Source organism: Enterococcus sp. HY326, from assembly GCF_026157065.1.
Classification (GTDB): Bacteria; Bacillota; Bacilli; order Lactobacillales; family Enterococcaceae; genus HY326.
In genome coordinates this window covers 15,112-31,427 of sequence record NZ_JANLGQ010000001.1, presented here as the reverse complement: position 1 = coordinate 31,427, position 16,316 = coordinate 15,112, and the positions used below count along the sequence as shown (strand labels likewise).

14 protein-coding genes and 1 tRNA gene are annotated in these 16,316 nt (G+C 38.1%); 11 read left to right on the top strand and 4 right to left on the bottom strand.

The features are described 5' to 3' along the window. Positions 1 to 175 precede the first annotated feature (175 nt). From ORH16_RS00140 to ORH16_RS00110, 7 genes are all read left to right on the top strand, one after another. Positions 176 to 263 (top strand) — tRNA-Ser (locus tag ORH16_RS00140). 100 nt (positions 264 to 363) lie between these two features. Further along, positions 364 to 1,209: a helix-turn-helix transcriptional regulator gene (locus ORH16_RS00135; RefSeq protein WP_265455147.1), complete on the top strand. Its 846-nt coding sequence runs from the start codon at positions 364 to 366 to the stop codon at positions 1,207 to 1,209. Between the two features lie 335 nt (positions 1,210 to 1,544). After that, on the top strand, positions 1,545 to 1,838 hold the full coding sequence (locus ORH16_RS00130; RefSeq protein ID WP_265455145.1) for a hypothetical protein: 294 nt from the start codon (positions 1,545 to 1,547) through the stop codon (positions 1,836 to 1,838). 211 nt (positions 1,839 to 2,049) lie between these two features. Next, on the top strand, positions 2,050 to 2,922 hold the full coding sequence (locus ORH16_RS00125) for a hypothetical protein (RefSeq protein ID WP_265455143.1): 873 nt from the start codon (positions 2,050 to 2,052) through the stop codon (positions 2,920 to 2,922). A gap of 313 nt (positions 2,923 to 3,235) precedes the next feature. Then, positions 3,236 to 3,388 (top strand): hypothetical protein, encoded by a 153-nt coding sequence (locus ORH16_RS00120; protein WP_265455141.1) that lies wholly within the window; start codon positions 3,236 to 3,238, stop codon positions 3,386 to 3,388. A gap of 60 nt (positions 3,389 to 3,448) precedes the next feature. Further along, positions 3,449 to 3,742, top strand: coding sequence for a hypothetical protein (locus ORH16_RS00115; protein WP_265455139.1), 294 nt, complete (start codon positions 3,449 to 3,451; stop codon positions 3,740 to 3,742). Between the two features lie 960 nt (positions 3,743 to 4,702). Further along, a complete protein-coding gene (locus ORH16_RS00110; protein ID WP_265455137.1) occupies positions 4,703 to 5,401 on the top strand; it encodes an RraA family protein in 699 nt (232 codons plus the stop codon). 63 nt (positions 5,402 to 5,464) lie between these two features. On the opposite strand, the gene ORH16_RS00105 is transcribed toward ORH16_RS00110, so the two are convergent. Next, on the bottom strand, positions 5,465 to 6,274 hold the full coding sequence (locus ORH16_RS00105) for a Cof-type HAD-IIB family hydrolase (RefSeq protein WP_265455135.1): 810 nt from the start codon (positions 6,272 to 6,274) through the stop codon (positions 5,465 to 5,467). 225 nt (positions 6,275 to 6,499) lie between these two features. On the opposite strand from ORH16_RS00105, the gene ORH16_RS00100 reads away from it, so the two are divergent. After that, a complete protein-coding gene (locus tag ORH16_RS00100) occupies positions 6,500 to 7,936 on the top strand; it encodes an NCS2 family permease (protein ID WP_265455133.1) in 1,437 nt (478 codons plus the stop codon). A gap of 60 nt (positions 7,937 to 7,996) precedes the next feature. Here the strand turns inward: ORH16_RS00100 and ORH16_RS00095 are convergent, their stop codons facing one another. Genes ORH16_RS00095 through ORH16_RS00085 form a run of 3 tightly spaced genes read right to left on the bottom strand, consistent with a single transcriptional unit; the run spans position 7,997 to position 12,089 of the window. After that, positions 7,997 to 9,562, bottom strand: coding sequence for a response regulator (locus tag ORH16_RS00095; protein ID WP_265455131.1), 1,566 nt, complete (start codon positions 9,560 to 9,562; stop codon positions 7,997 to 7,999). After that, a complete protein-coding gene (locus ORH16_RS00090; protein ID WP_265455130.1) occupies positions 9,555 to 11,030 on the bottom strand; it encodes a sensor histidine kinase in 1,476 nt (491 codons plus the stop codon). Before ORH16_RS00090 ends, ORH16_RS00095 begins: the two co-directional genes overlap by 8 nt. 9 nt (positions 11,031 to 11,039) lie before the next feature. Next, positions 11,040 to 12,089 carry an ABC transporter substrate-binding protein gene (locus tag ORH16_RS00085; RefSeq protein WP_265455129.1) on the bottom strand — a complete coding sequence of 350 codons (1,050 nt, stop codon included), beginning with the start codon at positions 12,087 to 12,089 and terminating at the stop codon, positions 11,040 to 11,042. Between the two features lie 230 nt (positions 12,090 to 12,319). Here ORH16_RS00085 and chvE point away from each other — a divergent pair, with 230 nt between their 5' ends. The 3 genes from chvE to mmsB all read left to right on the top strand — a co-directional run bounded on the left by chvE (position 12,320) and on the right by mmsB (position 16,313). Beyond that, complete coding sequence (gene chvE, locus ORH16_RS00080) at positions 12,320 to 13,420, top strand: multiple monosaccharide ABC transporter substrate-binding protein (protein WP_416207826.1); 1,101 nt, start codon at positions 12,320 to 12,322, stop codon at positions 13,418 to 13,420. A 163-nt stretch (positions 13,421 to 13,583) separates the two neighbouring features. Beyond that, positions 13,584 to 15,113 carry a multiple monosaccharide ABC transporter ATP-binding protein gene (mmsA, locus tag ORH16_RS00075; protein WP_265455128.1) on the top strand — a complete coding sequence of 510 codons (1,530 nt, stop codon included), beginning with the start codon at positions 13,584 to 13,586 and terminating at the stop codon, positions 15,111 to 15,113. Then, the gene (mmsB, locus tag ORH16_RS00070) at positions 15,114 to 16,313 is read left to right on the top strand and encodes a multiple monosaccharide ABC transporter permease (protein WP_265455127.1); all 1,200 of its coding nucleotides are present in this window, start codon (positions 15,114 to 15,116) and stop codon (positions 16,311 to 16,313) included. It begins immediately after the preceding gene. The last annotated feature ends 3 nt before the right edge of the window (positions 16,314 to 16,316 follow it).

Genomic DNA, 16,316 nt, shown 5'->3' with positions numbered 1-16,316 from the left:
TTTTAACTATGACGAGTTTTTAAAAGAGGCCTCAGATGAAACCATGACAACCATTAGATAAAGTGAATAGTGGCCGCTACTTCGTTTTTAGAGGTAGCGGCTTTTTTAATGTCTTTCTCCTGTATAAAGATTTCTACTTGACAAAATTCCAAAAAAAGCGAAAAATAGTCTTTGCGGAAGGTTGGCAGAGTGGTAATGCAGCGGACTCGAAATCCGCCGAACCGGCTTATACCGGTGCGCAGGTTCAAATCCTGTACCTTCCTTAATTATTCTAAACTTTAGAAAGTTGTTTTAGTTCCTCTTTATGAGGCAATTTTCTAAAGTTTTTTAGAATTCTGCAGAAGCAAGTGAAGGGAGAACCACTTGAAGATTAACGGTAAGATTATTTCGACCCGCAGAAAAGAATTGGGTTTGACCCAGCAAGAGTTAGCTGAGGGCATTTGTAATCAGGCAACAATCAGTGTGCTGGAAACAAAAAATGCCTGCGATAGCATGAAAATTCTCGGGGAAATTTGTCAAAGACTAAAGTTGACCTTTGATGATGTCTTAGAGAAAAGCTTTGATGAAAAATTACGGGCGCTTTTAGCTAAAGTGATTGACCTTACTTCAGAATTTAAATTTCAGGAGGCCTATCAGCTACTAGAAGGTATCTCGGATGTTGAAGAGATTGAAAATAGTGATTTAAAGGCTGAGGTTTATTACAATTTTGGCAATATAAATCTCGTTGGCTTTCATGAAATTGATAAGGCCCTGTACTATTTTTATGAAGTATCAACTATGAATGTGACGCAAGTCATGATAAAAAGTCTGGCCATTAACAGTATTGGTGTCTGCTACGCTCAAAAAGGCGAGTGGGAGTTTGCCAGAGGTCACTTTGATAAATCTCTTCAGCTGATTGAAGAAAATCCGGATTTTGTCACAAAGAATGTCAGCAAAATTTTTTATAATGTCGCAAAATTTTACTCAAGTCTTGGGGATTTTTCCCGCGCTGTTGCGTTGTGTGACCAAGGGCTTGAGCTATATAAACAATTCAAATCTACCAGTTATTTAGATTTTTTATATTACGAAAAAGCCTTTAATCTGCAGCATCTAGATGAAGAGAAAGCCAAAAAGTATTTTGCTTTGTCTGCTGGCATAGCAGAATTTAATGATAACCAGTTTATTATCGACACGATTAACTCAGGTCAAGTTAATCATTTAGAAGGTTAGACTATCATAAAGAATATTTCTATACACACGAATTCATTTGTCGGAAGGGCAATTGAGTTCGTGTTTTTTTGCTATGAATATAGACACAATCCAGACATAACTTTTTGAATTATGTTTTCAATAATATTTATTCTTGATTTATATTGTCATTGACAATAATTAAGCTGCTTGTTTTAATTAAATTGTATTCAAAAACTTGCAATTTTTTTATTTATATAAAATTTTAATTGGTGATTATTGTAATTTGAAATCTGAAATTTTTGAGAATAATTTCTTTTTCAAAGGTAATAATAAAAAGTTTCTTGTTGCAATGGAAAGAGCAGTGGGGAGGATTTATGAAGTCAACAAATGAAAGCATGGTGGAGTCGAGTAAGAAAAAGAGTAATTTGAGTCTATTTCTAAAACGACAAACCATTCCGTTACTATTACTTTTTTTGACAGTTTTTGCCATCATCGGGATAACCTATTTTGCAATGCATTCACCAGAAGAAGCCGGCAAAATAGCACAAAAAATGGAGGGCGAGTTTGATTATTATATAGATGATCAAAATAATGTCATTCAAGGAAAACCACCATTTGTTCTGATAGTTGATCTGTCTCAGGCTAATGAGGTTCAGACTTTGCCTTAAAGTGGGGGATGTGGGAGGTACTGAATAAAATTCTCACTGTTGAAATGTTAAGAATTAATTGTAATTGAGTTGAAGTTGAGTGGATGAAGGAATTTGTGTCAATCAAGGCAGACTTGATTGTGGCAGAAACAGATTATTTTTTTTGGCAACTTTCATTACATCGATTAATAACTTAATTAAAGATATTCTATGGATGCAATAGATTTATTACATGGACACTAAAAGAGTTTCTTTAGAATACAAATTTAGAAGGGACGGATTAAGATTTATGTGTAATGATGAACATGAAATTAATTGTCCAGATAATTTTGCAATTCGTAAATTTCTATGGGAGGATTACTTCCATGATAGTAGAATTATGAATTTAGAAATAGAAAAATCAAATAATAAAGTTATATTGACTCTGGAATCAAATACAGATTTAAATGATGATTTTGAAAAACTCAAACTAAATAATAAAGAGTTTTGGGAGTATGTCAGCGTTAATATTGCTGAATATACATATGACCTGGTATTTATAGGGGTAAAACATGTTCAGATAGAAAGAAGTATAGAAAGTAACGATTATATAGAAGGACGTTTTAAAAATACTGCACTAGTAAACAGATTAAAACAAAACAGCAAAGAAAAGCTCTACCACTTTCGGATAAAAGTTACTGATGGATTTATAGATATTATTTTTTCAGATTTCAGTATTAGAAGAATGAAAGGAAAAGTATCTTATGAAATCTTAGATTCATCCCCTCAGCATGTAGAGAAGTCGTTCAATCAGCTAGAAATGGTTAAATCAGCAAAACAGGGTGATGATTTTGAGCGTTATGAAGCCATGAAAGGGTTGTATGAAACTGGGTATGTAGATTTATTAAATATTGCTAGGTGCAATATGATTTTAACCGATGATTTTGAGGAGTCTTGCTTGTATGCTTGTTTCTTGATTGGATTATTAGGAAATCAAGATGATCTTAGTAATCTTCTGACTGTATATCATCAGCTTGATTTGCTTTACAAACGTCCGCAGTATCTTAAAAAAAGAGCTATTCTTGATGCAATCGAGAAAGTCCAAGATAGAGACAAAGAAAGATAGTCTATTTGAGGTAGATTAAATAAAACTGTTTGTTACAAGGTATGAACTGAATCTATTCAAAAAATACAGATTAAATCTATAGTATCTTGAAAAGATGATTTTACAAGCGATTGAGCATATTGAAAAATCAAACTGATATTGTGAAAAAGGAGTGGAGGCTGATTGGTTGGGAACATCTACACTAAATCCAAAAACAATTGTTGGAACATCTTGAAGAAACCAGTGGACTAAGGGTGTAGCGAATCCTGTAGAAGTACTTTGGAAAGGTAATACAGGCCGAATTAAGCCTAGTACATTAAATGAGCAACTGGCTATGTATGAAGTACAATTTAACCCGTTAAAGAATGCTACAAAATTGCCAATTAAGATGAAAGATACAAGATGGCGTTTTGAAGGTGGTTGGGTAAAAATGCAAAATGACGTAAGATTATCGAATGGAGAGACAATATCAATTCATTATGCTTAGAATAAGATAACAGGATTGTTTGATGATAAATTTTAAATAATTAATAATGAAAGGAAAATTATGAATAATATTAAACTTATAAAAATGTGGGAAGATGACAGTCTGTTAGAGTTAAAGGTAGAGGCAATGTCAGAATATATTTGTGTTAATCAACTTTGTTATATTCAAGATACAGATTTAAAAGAAAATGGTATGAAAATCAAAGAATTATCCTACAATTTCAATGGTTCTTGTTATGTTGAATTTGGTAAAAAAGAGGGAAACTTCACTCCTGCTTTTTCACTAGAGTTTTTTGCTTCAGATAAGAGTGGAAAAATAAAAATAGAAGTTGATATGGAAATAACTGAAAAATGAAGAAAGGAAACATAGATGCTGTTTTTATATGGATAGTGAAATAGGGCTTGTTGAGCAATTTGGAACAAAATTAATGCAAATGGCTACCCAAAGTACATTAGAAGAATTAAGTTTAAATAAGTAAAATAAAAAAGGCACTATACCACTCGACGAGAATCGAGAAAAGGTAGAGTATAAACTCACTAATCAAGTTGCCAATAGCTAAGTTTGTTAAAGGTGATGGAATATAAAACGGCATTTTTAACATAAGATTGGCAATCAAATGATTAAAAGTTGGTATAAATATATAAGCTCACTAATCAATTTAGCAATAGCAAAATAGCTAATAAAACGGAAGAAACTGTTGAATTAACATCAGGTGTTAAATAGTTTTTGATAGCAGTGTTGCTAATGAATATAATTATGAAAAAGATAGGATATTCTGATTATCCTGAAGCTCTAAGAAACGTTATTTTGAGAGTATTCATGGATTTTTAAAACAAAATAATTAATTTTATCAATTAATCTTTATTAGAAGAATAAGGTTAAAGCTCAAGTAATTCTTCGAAAGAATATTTAGCTAACTTTTTGAATAAAACATTTTTTGCTTGCTGCTCACTTGAAATAATTGCATTAACAACTAAAAACCACTGGTTAGTTCTTGAAACTGGTGATGGTCAAGTTTCAAATTTAAGTGATTTTGCGAATAAACAGGATTTTTACCAGCGGTTGCTCAAGGCAATCAGCTTTTCATAATTATTGTACTAAACCTGTTCTTTTCGCCAAACTAAGCGCTTTTCTCTGCAAAATCAGCGGAGAAAGCGTTTTTTTGTGCTAAACTAAATAAGTCTTACTAGTAGTTATGGCTGAGTCAAAATCGTAAACTAGTTTCAATTTATATGACTTACCTTGAAAATCCCGAAGAATTTAAAGTTAAAAAAATTACCATAACAAATCATGTATAAGAAAAGAGGGCAAAACATGTCAGTTGGAAATCGGATTTATCTAAAGAGAAAGTTACCAGAAAAAAATTTAGTGGCAAGGTTTGAAAAACTGCCGGCAGCTAATGTGGCCGATTGTATGAGTCGCAGTTTTACCTTTAGTCCAGAATTAAAGTTAATGAGCTCCCCAGTGAAAAAAATGTGCGGTGTCGCTTTAACGGTTAAAACCCATGCGGGAGATAATCTAATGGTCAGCCAAGCATTGGAAATGGCGCAAGAGGGGGATGTTGTGGTCATTGCCAATGAGGGGCATCGCCAGCGGGCTATGCTGGGTGAAATTATTTACCGCTATTTGGCGGACTTTAAAAAGGTTGCCGGTATCGTTATTGACGGGCCGATTCGTGATATTGATGTGATTGCCGATGAGAAGTGTCCAATTTATGCAACTGGTACGACACCGGCCGGTCCATATAAGTCAGGACCAGGGGAAATCAATACTCCAATTTCCCTTGGACATGTTGTGGTGATGCCAGGAGATATTGTTTTAGGTGATCAAGATGGTTTACTGGTAATTCCTCAAGGAGATGCGCAAAACTTGATTGAAAAGGCAGAGGAAAATGCTGCTAGTGATGCCGCAAAAGTTGCAGCAGCTAAAGCCGGAAAAATAGACCACAGTTGGCTAAAAAAAGCGTTAACTGATGGCCAAGTTGAAATGATTGATGAGATTTATCCTGGATAATCGAGACAAAATAAAAATGCGCTGAAAGTGAGCTGTCGCGGCTCAACCTTCGGCGCATTTTTTTTAGTTTAATTCTAAATATTTTTCTAGATAATCTGCCAAACCGTCTTCGCCGTTGGTTTTTTCGGTGACATCGTTGGCAACAGCCTTAACTTGGTCAGTACCATTGGCCATAGCAACGCCCCAGCCGGCATAATCTAGCATTTCTACATCATTGTGTTCATCACCAAAAGCGATGATGTCCTCTTGTTGAAAGCCTAATAAATCGGCAACATGGGAAACTCCTTTGGCTTTTTGAATACCTTTCGCTACCACTTCTAAAATCGGATTTGGTCCGCCCCAAGTATTGACCTCTACATAATCGCCATAATCTTTGACTAACTGCTCAGAAACACTGAGGCTGTCAGGATTGTTGACCCGCAGCAATAAAGAATTTGGATTGGTGGTCATGTTCTTTGCGGATAAAATATTTTTTTCACTGGCTTTTTCTGAGGCAAAGAAGTTGCCATCAAAATTATCTAACGTGTCAATGTAGAAACTATTTTTATTTTCGGCAGCCACAAAATCTAAGTTCAGCTGTTGCTTTTGGGCTAAAATTTCAAAGGCAATGTCTCGATTGATTAAGGTTTCCAGCTCACCAGACCAAACTTGATGGGGCAGGTGAATGAGGGCGCCGTTAAAATTTATCATTGGTGATGTTAATTTAAGCTGGGAATAAATATGTTCAGACATCCGGTAAGGTCGACCGGTAGCAATGGTTACTGTGTGACCTGCTCGTTTGGCTTTTTCTAAAACAGCCGCTGTGCGGGGAGAAACTTGTGAATCTGTATTTAAAGTTGTGCCGTCAAGGTCAATCGCAATTAATTTTTTCATGAAAAACTCCTCATTTCTGAATCTATACGTTGTTCTAGTCTAGCACAGATTGGCTTGTGAAAAAAGTTATCTGCTAAAGTTTGAACAATTCAGTTTCAATAAAACACGAACATTAAAAACTTATTGAGAAGTTTTTGTATGGAAAACATTGCTATTTTTGCGGAAAGATTTTATAATCATGGCTTGTGATAGGGTAATATTTAACTTTAAGGAGGAAATCATCACATGGAAAAGTTCTTTAAATTGAAGGAGAACAAGACGACCGTTTCGCGGGAATTTGTGGCAGGTGTTACGACATTCTTTGCTATGAGCTATATTTTATTTGTGAATCCGAGCATTTTGTCGCAAACGGGGATGCCATTCCAAGCGGTCTTTTTAGCAACGATTATTGCGTCAGTCATTGGAACGCTGGTTATGGGGCTGTTTGCTAATGTTCCATATGCACAGGCACCGGGGATGGGGCTGAATGCCTTTTTCACTTACACAGTTGTTTTTGCGCTAGGTTACACCTGGCAACAGGCGTTAGCGATGGTTTTCATTTGTGGACTTATTAATATTTTTATTACTGTAACCAAGATTCGTAAATTAATCATTCATGCAATTCCTGAAAGCCTGCAACACGCAATTGGTGGTGGGATTGGGATTTTTGTCGCCTATGTGGGGATTAAAAATGCCGGCTTGCTTTCTTTTACCGTTGATTCAGCTTCTGTTGATTCAGCAACTATTTCTGGCGACTCCATCGTCAGCGCAACCGTCAACGGTGGAATTGTTCCAGCTTTGGCAAATTTCAATAATCCGGCAATTATCTTGGCGGTTATCGGTCTTGCACTGATGGCAATTTTAGTCGTGTTAAATGTCCGCGGCGGTATTCTAATCGGGATTGTGGCGATTACGATTTTAGGAATTTTAATGGGTGTGGTGGACTTGAGTGCCATCAACTGGACGGAAAATTCTTTAGGAAGTTCAATTTCTGAATTGGGCACGGTTTTTGGGGCAGCATTTAGTTCCGATGGAATGGGCTCACTTTTCTCTGATGCTAGTAAATTGCCTCAGGTAATTATGACAATCATTGCCTTTAGTTTATCTGATACTTTTGATACTATCGGGACCTTTATTGGAACTGGTCGTCGGACGGGCATCTTTTCTAAAGAAGATGAAGAAGCCTTGGAAGACAGTAAAGGCTTCAAAACGAAAATGGATAAAGCCTTGTTTGCCGACGCAATTGCTACTTCAGTTGGTGCAATTTTCGGTACATCTAATACCACAACCTATGTGGAATCAGCTGCCGGAATTGGTGCCGGTGGCCGAACTGGTTTGACTTCAGTTGTTGTAGCTGCTTTATTTGCGATTGCCAGCTTCTTTTCACCGTTGATTTCAATCGTGCCGAATCAAGCGACAGCACCAGCTTTGATTATGGTTGGGGTCATGATGATGGCTTCCTTTAAAGATATTGATTGGACTGATTTAGAAGATGCAGTACCTGCTTTCTTTGCTTCAATCTTTATGGGCTTGTGTTACAGCATTTCCTACGGAATTGCGGCCGGCTTCATTTTTTACACAATCATCAAAGTTGCCAAAGGTAAATTTAATGAAGTTTCTCCAATTTTATGGGTAGTGGATTTACTATTTATCGCTAACTTTATCATCTTAGCTGTTTTATAAAACGAAATAAAGGCCGCTAGCGGAAGACTTTCCAGTCTGTTGCTAGAGGCCTTTTTATTTTTAACTGGCTAAATTTGATTGTCGGTAATCCTTTGGTGACATCTCAACTTTTTTCTTGAAGAGAAAACTAAAATAATTTGGATCATTATAGCCAATTTCAAAGGCGATATCGGATAGCCGCAAATCGGTGGTCAACAGCAGTTGCTTGGCCTTTTCAATCCGTTGATTGGTCAAGTATTCGATAAAGGTTGAGCCAGTGGATTGAGAAAAAATCGTACTAAAATGGGCAGCGCTGAGGTTGACAACTTCTGCCACTGATTTTAATGAGATATTGGGATCCGCAAAATTTTCCTTAATATAGTTTAGGGCTTGTTGAATAACACTTTGATATTTTTGCATCATTGGATTGCCTTTTTTCGCCAACAATTGCGGCAGTAAATTGGCTAAAACTCCTTGAAAGGCTTGCTGATTATTGGGCGCAGTGGTCAACAGTTCAATATTATCCAACTCGATATCAATCTCATCAGGGTCAATGTTTTCATTGCGGTAAATCAGACCTTTGAGCTCTATCAAAATGAAAAAACGAAACATTCGGGTCCGCTCGACTGTCTCTTGATCTTGAGACAGCTCGGCAATGAAATTTGGAATTTCTTTTTCCGTCAGATCAGCTAGACGTTGACTCAAATCAATCTTAAAAGGATTGGTGGGGGAGAGCTCACCTTCTTTTAGATTATCTTCATAGCTCATGATTTTTTCCACTCGAATCAGTCCGTAACTATCCAGCATATCCTTAGCTTTACGATAAGAACGGGGCAGGTCAGAAATTCGTTCGACAATGGGACCTGTGGCCACCACCAGATTGTCGCTGCCGACTTCTAATTCATTGATTAAAGTTTGCGCCACTTGATAGCTTTTTTCTAGAATAGTCTTTTCATTGGAATCAAAAATTAGTAATTTGATAAAACGGCTGGAAAGGCTGGAGAAAAAAATCTGTGGGTCAGTCTGATAAAGAAAATTTAGTTTTTCGGCATACTGTGTGTAATCTCCTAAGAAATGTTCGTCTCGATTGCTAATCAGCATGACATTAATTTTCTTGCCGACTAAACTTTTTTGAAAAGGCTCAATCTGCTTGACGACATCAGAAATTGCAATGGTTCCTGACAGCAAATTATTTAAAAGTAAATTTTTTTGAGACTCAATTTTGATGACACTATCTGTTGAAGGCCCCTCCAGTTGCTTTTTTTGCTGGTCCAAATTTTTAACAGCTTTGGACAAGGCTTCTTCTAATTCACCGCTTTTAATCGGCTTTAATAAATAATCATCCGCCTGTACTTGAATGGCGGTTTTAGCATACTCAAAATCGTCAAAGCCGCTGATAAAGATTAAGCGAACGTAAGGCAAAAGCTTGCGGGCTTCCTTGGCAAAGGTCAAGCCGTCCATAAAGGGCATTTTGATATCCGTCAAAATAATATCCGGCCGCAAATCTAAAATCGAGGATAATGCGAGTTCACCATCTGCCGCTTCATCGAGATATTCGATTGGCAGTTTTTTGGCCAAGTCGTTGACTTGTTGTCTGAGACTTTCACGAATCAAATGCTCGTCTTCCACAATAAAGACCTTATACATGATTTTCCTCCTTGTTTAAGCTGGCTGTCATTGAAGTGGCAGTCTCTTGGGAATGTTTTTTAGGAATTGCGATGTAAATACTGGTGCCCGTTTGGTAGACACTTTCAATTTTGAAGCTGGCCTCGCCATTATAATTCAGCATAATTCGCTGGTAGACATTGTGCAGGCCGTAGCCGTTTTCGGATTCTCCAAGTAAACCTTCATTTAAGTTATCAGTGATTTCCTGTAACTTTTCTGGCGTCATGCCAATGCCGTTATCTCTGACGACAATTTGCCAAGCAGTTGTCGTGGCAGTAACAGAAATTTCAATCAAGCCCCTTCTGCGAACAAATTTAGTCCCGTGGTACACCGCATTTTCCACCAGTGGCTGTAAAATCATTTTCAAAATTTCTTCCTCTTTTAATTCCTCAGGGTAGCTAATTGTATAGTTCAGCATGGCACCATAGCGAATCTGGAGGATTTTTAAATAATCCTCCACATGGCGAATTTCCTGTTCTAAAGAAATCCAGTCCTTGCCTTTGCTTAAAGAAATCCGGAAAAAATCGGAGAGGGCATAGGTCATTTCAATCGCCTGTGGGTAATCGCCGGCCTCAATTAAAGAAACGATGGCATCTAAACTGTTATAGATAAAATGTGGAGTTATCTGTGCCTGTAAGACACGGATTTCACTTTGGGCCAGATGATACTGCTTCAAAGCATTTTCCTCCAGCAACTGGGTTAAATCCTCCGCCATTTTATTCAAACTGTAAGTCAGGTTTTTCATTTCAATTGTATCGGGAATCTCTGCCCGGAAATTTAACTCGCCGTTGGACAATTTTTTTGACAGCTCGACTAAGTTTTTTAAAGGGTCTTCAACTTTTTTTCGTAAAAAACGGCTATTGCGACGAATAAAATAGAAAATGACTAATAAGATGACGCCTTGGGCTAAGGATAAAAAGAAAACTGAGCGAATCAGTTCTTGATTAGTCTGACTGGCCAAGTCGATTTCTAGTCGAACAAAGCGGTCGAGAAAATCAATGACGCTATCAACAACCGCCTCAGCGTTACTGAGGATGGCTTCGCCTTCTTCGTAGCTCTCATCGTTTTCAACACTCGTCACCAATTGATTTTGATAATCCTCTAAATTGCTGAGGGTCCGTAAGGCAACATCTAAACGATTTAACTCGGAATTGCTTTGGACATTTTCTTGAATATGGTAAATATCCTCCCGCACCTCGTCAATCACATTATTCGCCTGAAAATCTTCGATACTAATTTGTCCATAAGCCAAATCGTACATACTTTCCAAAGCCCGGTCCCGCATGGTTTCGCTAACGGCATTGGCCTCTTGAATATTGCCGATGGTTTGCTGATAGATAAAAATTTGCCGCGTATAAAAAATCACACTAATCAACAGCGGAATAATGGCGATGGCAATCATGACGATATTGGTTTTGCGAAAAATATCTTTGATACTGCTATCCTTCATGACAATCACCTAATAATTGCGGGGGGGAATTTGGCTAAAATCCATATCATCGGAAAAAACCGTTTCATGCACATAAATTTCCTTGGGCAAATCCGTTTTGCCTTCTAAAAACCGCTTAATGGCGTTCCGGACATAAATGCCTTGATTCGGATTACATTCCACCACACAATTGACCTCTCCCGCCTTTAATTTATCTATCATATTTTTTTGGGCATCAATGGAAACGATAATAATATCTTTTCCTGGTGTAACACCGGCTGCCCCTAAAGCCTCCATCGCCCCAAGAGTCATCTCATCGCTTTGACTAAAGAGAACATCAATCTGGCTGATATCCTTCTGTGCGATATAGTCAGCCATCGCTTCTTTGCCTTTACGGCGAATAAAATCGCCGCTGATACTATCGACGACTTGAATCGTTTGCTGATTGTCTTGATAATTGCGCTGAATAGTTTCGGAGAAGCCTTCGCTTCTGAGAATAGTTGGGGACGCATTTACGTTGCCGGTCAATTCGAGGACCTTGATTTCATTGTATTCCTGATTGCGAAAATAATTGCTGACATATAACCCAGCCCGATTACCCTCGGCTTTAAAGCTCGGACCAATGTGGGTGACCATTAGTTCTTTGCCGGCACCTTCTTCAAGAGCCAGCTCAGCACTTTTTTTTAGGGTTTCTTGGCTGACTTCAATGCTGCGGTCAACAACAAAAACGGGAATATCGGCTTTTTGTGCTTCTAGTAAAATATCATCCCAACCAGATTCTTGCAGAGGAGAGAGGACGATAATGTCGACATTATAGGAAATAAAACTGCGGATATCTTGAATTTGTTGTTCCAAGCTGAGATAGGCATTGCGGTATAGCACCTCATAGCCTTCTTTTTCCAGCTCGGTTTGAACCGATTCAGTGTGTTGTTTGCGCCAATTGCTTTCAGTTCCTAATTGAGAGAAACCGATTACAATTCTAGGAGTACTCGCATCTGTTTCGCTATCAGCTGTGGTGGTAGTAGTGGAACACCCGTTTAAAAATAAAAAGAAAAATAACAAAACCACTAATTTTTTCAATTTAAATCATCTCCTCTGATTGGACTTATTATAACAGATTTTTATAGGTTTATTTTCCTATTTCAGGGCAATCAAAAGAAATCCAAGTTTTTCCAAAAATAAATCAAGTTTTTTTTCGCAATTTTGAAATGTCGAAAAAAAAATAAAGATTTTCCCAAAAAAACTCAATGTAAGCGGTTCAAAAATAACCTATACTAAGTCCGTAAAGAAAATTATTTGGAGGGATCAAGATGAAGTTCAATATGAAAAAGGCAGCAGCAGTAGTTGCAACATTAGCTTTAGGGGTTTTATTGGTAGGTTGCGGTTCTAGCGGCGGATCAGATTCCGGCGGTAGCGGCGACAAAGGCTATGTCGGTATTGCCATGCCAACAAAATCAGCAGAACGTTGGATTGAAGATGGCAACAACATGGTGGATCAATTAGAAGAGCTTGGTTACAAAACAGATTTACAATACGGGGAAGATAAAGTTGAAAACCAAGTAGCTCAAATTGAAAACATGATTACGAAAGGCGTAGACACATTGGTTATTGCTTCCATCGATGGTTCAGCTTTAACCGACGTATTAGAAAAAGCCCACAATGAAGATATCACGGTTATTGCTTATGACCGCTTGTTAATGAATTCAGAATATGTAGATTACTACGCTACCTTTGATAACTTTAGCGTAGGGGTATTACAAGCTTCTTATATTGAAGACAAATTAGATTTAGAAAATGGCACGGGTCCATTCAATATTGAATTATTTGGTGGTTCGCCAGATGACAACAACGCTTTAATCAACTACAACGGTGTAATGTCAGTTTTCCAACCATACTTTGACAGTGGCCAACTCGTTTGCCAATCTGGACAAACGGACTTCAACCAAATTGCAACCCTGCGTTGGGATGGTTCAACTGCCCAAGCTCGGATGGATAATTTATTAAGTGCAAACTATACAGATAAAGAATTAAATGCCGTCTTGTCACCATATGATCCAATCAGTTTGGGAATTATTTCTTCCTTAAAAGGGGTTGGCTATGGTTCAGCAGATCAACCATTACCAGTTATTACTGGTCAAGATGCAACGATTGCCGGTGTGAAATCTATTATCGCTGGTGAACAAACCCAAACAATTTTTAAAGATACTCGGGTACTAGCAGAAAATACTATCGACATGATTGAGGCTTTGGCTAATGACGAGGAAGTACCAGTCAATGATACTGAAACTTATGACAATGGTGTGAGAGTGGTACCAACTTACTTGGCAACACCAGTTTCTGTAGACAAAGATAACTACGTTGCAGAATTGATTGACACTGGTTACTACACTGAAGCAGATTTGAGCAACTAATTATAGAGTAGAAACTGAGAATGGAAGTTAATAAGCTCCATTCTTAGAAAAAATAGTTGTAAATTTGCGCCGAGGACCTACTGGACCGTAGGCGCAAATTTACTTTAAGAGATGTGAAATTAAAACCAAAGTTTCAAGGTACTTGATAGAGAGGGTGAAATCAATGTCAGATTATATCCTGGAGATGAATAATATCGTCAAGGAGTTCTCTGGAGTGAGGGCCTTAAGTAATGTCAATCTGAAAATTGAACGGGGAGAAATTCATGCATTGTGCGGCGAAAATGGCGCCGGCAAATCAACGTTGATGAATGTGTTAAGCGGATTGTATCCTTACGGCAGTTATGAAGGCGACATTATTTATGAAGGCGAAGTCTGTAAGTTTAAAGATTTAAGAGATAGTGAAGAAAAAGGGATTGTGATTATTCATCAGGAATTAGCTTTAAGCCCTTATTTATCCATTAAAGAAAATATTTTTCTCGGCAACGAACAAGCCAAACACGGCGTTATCGATTGGGAATTAACGGAAAAGAAAACCGAAAATCTTTTAAAGACTGTCGGACTTAAAATTAATCCGAATATTTTAGTTTCTCAAATCGGTGTGGGTCAACAGCAATTGGTTGAAATTGCCAAGGCTTTTTCTAAATCTGTACGTCTGTTGATTTTAGATGAACCAACGGCCGCCCTTAATGAGGAGGAAAGTGCCAATCTACTTGGCTTAATTAAAGAATTTAAAAATCAGGGAATTACTTCAATTATTATTTCTCACAAGCTTAATGAAATCGTTAGTGTCGCTGACCGCATTACCATTTTGCGGGATGGGGAAACGATTGAAACATTGGAAAATTCAATGATTTCTGAAGAACGCATCATCAAAGGCATGGTTGGTCGTGATTTGACGAATCGCTATCCTGAGCGGCATCCGAATATCGGCGAAGTCTTTTTTGAAGTCAAAGACTGGACAGTCCATCATCCAATTGATAGCTCGCGGGTGATCAATAAAGACATCAATTTCCATATTCGCAAAGGTGAAATTGTCGGTATTGCCGGCTTGATGGGAGCTGGTCGGACAGAGTTTGCCATGAGTGTTTTTGGTCATTCATACGGTAGCAATATTTCAGGGCAAGTGATTAAAGATGGCCAAGAAATTTCGGTTAAAGATGTGCCGGCCGCCGTTAAAAACGGCCTAGCCTATGTGTCAGAAGACCGCAAAGCACTCGGTTTAAACCTTTTGATGGACATTCGTGAAAATACGACGATTGCCAGTCTCGGGAAAATTAGTCATGGTGGTGTCATCGACAAAGAAAAGGAAATTGTCGATGCTGAGGAATATCGCAAGCGGATGCATACCAAAGCCAGCTCGATTTTCCAAAAAGTAAGTAGTCTCAGTGGCGGGAACCAACAAAAAGTTGTCTTGTCAAAATGGCTGATGACGGAACCGGATATCCTGTTTCTTGATGAACCGACCCGGGGAATTGACGTGGGGGCCAAGTATGAAATTTATACCATCATTGAGGAAATGGCAGCTGCCGGTAAAGGAATTTGTATTATTTCTTCTGAGCTGCCGGAAATTTTAGGGATGTGTGATCGGATTTACACCATGAATGAAGGCCGCATGACCGGTGAAGTGATGCGGGTGGATGCGAATCAAGAAATGCTGATGAATCTTATGACTTTGGAAGAGAGTGTGGTTTAAATGGAATCAACTGATAAATTGAAAGAAAAAAAAGGTAGCTCCTTAAAAGACAAAGCCTTAGAAATTTTTAGTAAATATAGCATGGTCATTATTCTCATTGTCCTCTTAATTGCTTTTCAAGTAATGACAGAAGGAATCTTTTGGCGGCCGTTAAATATTACCAACTTGGTTTTGCAAAATAGCCATATCTTAGTTTTGGCAGCTGGTATGTTGTTAGTCGTTCTCTTAGGGCACGTTGACTTATCTGTCGGGTCCGTGATGGCTTTTGTCGGTGCAATGGCCGGCTTAATGATGGTTAATAATAACATGAGCCCATGGATTGCCGTACCTGCTTGTTTATTGCTTGGAGCAGCAATTGGTGCTTGGCAAGGTTTCTGGGTTGCTTACGTTGGGATTCCCGCGTTTATCGTTACTCTATCAGGACTTTTAATGTTCCGTGGTTTAACACAAGTTGTTTTAGGTGGTCAGTCCTTAGCACCGTTTCCAACATCCTTCCAAAAAATTTCGACAGGTTATCTGCCAGACATTATGGGAGGAGAACATATTCACTTCCTTTCCATGATTATTGGCTTTATTATCACAGCTATTTTAATTTTTAATCAATGGCGGGCACGGGAACGCCGCCGCAAAAATGAATTTGAAGTAGAATCTATGACGACTTTCCTTTTAAAAGCTGGCTTTACAGCTGTTGTTTTCTTAGGTGTCTCTTATATCTTTGCCTCTTATCAAGGCTATCCAGTTATCTTGATTTTACTGGGCGTTATCGTTGCTGTTTATGGATTTTTAACTAATAAAACCGTAGCTGGTCGTCAGATTTATGCAACCGGGGGCAATAAAAAAGCCGCAGAGCTTTCCGGGATTAAGACGAAAAAAATTACGTTCTTAGTCTTTGTCAACATGAGCATGATGGCCGCTTTAGCAGGTTTGATTTTAGCAGCCCGCTTGAACGCTGCCACACCTCAAGCCGGTCAATCCATGGAATTAGATGCGATGGCTGCCGTTTACTTCGGTGGTGCTTCTACCTCTGGTGGTATCGGAACGATTATGGGGGCAATCGTCGGTGGTTTAGTAATGGGTGTCTTAAATAATGGGATGTCAATTCTTGGTGTTGGTGTCGATTGGCAACAAGCCATTAAAGGTTTGATTCTCCTCTTGGCAGTTGTCTTAGATATTTACAACAAGAAACGGAAAATTTCTTAAGGA

Excerpts from the sequence above, each read along its gene's own strand:
- ORH16_RS00130 (WP_265455145.1), top strand. The coding sequence starts at position 1,545 with ATGAAGTCAACAAATGAAAGCATGGTGGAGTCGAGTAAGAAAAAGAGT.
- ORH16_RS00125 (WP_265455143.1), top strand. The coding sequence starts at position 2,050 with ATGGACACTAAAAGAGTTTCTTTAGAATACAAATTTAGAAGGGACGGA.
- ORH16_RS00120 (WP_265455141.1), top strand. The coding sequence starts at position 3,236 with ATGTATGAAGTACAATTTAACCCGTTAAAGAATGCTACAAAATTGCCA.
- ORH16_RS00115 (WP_265455139.1), top strand. The coding sequence starts at position 3,449 with ATGAATAATATTAAACTTATAAAAATGTGGGAAGATGACAGTCTGTTA.
- ORH16_RS00110 (WP_265455137.1), top strand. The coding sequence starts at position 4,703 with ATGTCAGTTGGAAATCGGATTTATCTAAAGAGAAAGTTACCAGAAAAA.
- ORH16_RS00105 (WP_265455135.1), bottom strand. The coding sequence starts at position 6,274 with ATGAAAAAATTAATTGCGATTGACCTTGACGGCACAACTTTAAATACA.
- ORH16_RS00100 (WP_265455133.1), top strand. The coding sequence starts at position 6,500 with ATGGAAAAGTTCTTTAAATTGAAGGAGAACAAGACGACCGTTTCGCGG.
- ORH16_RS00095 (WP_265455131.1), bottom strand. The coding sequence starts at position 9,562 with ATGTATAAGGTCTTTATTGTGGAAGACGAGCATTTGATTCGTGAAAGT.
- ORH16_RS00090 (WP_265455130.1), bottom strand. The coding sequence starts at position 11,030 with ATGAAGGATAGCAGTATCAAAGATATTTTTCGCAAAACCAATATCGTC.
- chvE (WP_416207826.1), top strand. The coding sequence starts at position 12,320 with ATGAAGTTCAATATGAAAAAGGCAGCAGCAGTAGTTGCAACATTAGCT.
- mmsA (WP_265455128.1), top strand. The coding sequence starts at position 13,584 with ATGTCAGATTATATCCTGGAGATGAATAATATCGTCAAGGAGTTCTCT.
- mmsB (WP_265455127.1), top strand. The coding sequence starts at position 15,114 with ATGGAATCAACTGATAAATTGAAAGAAAAAAAAGGTAGCTCCTTAAAA.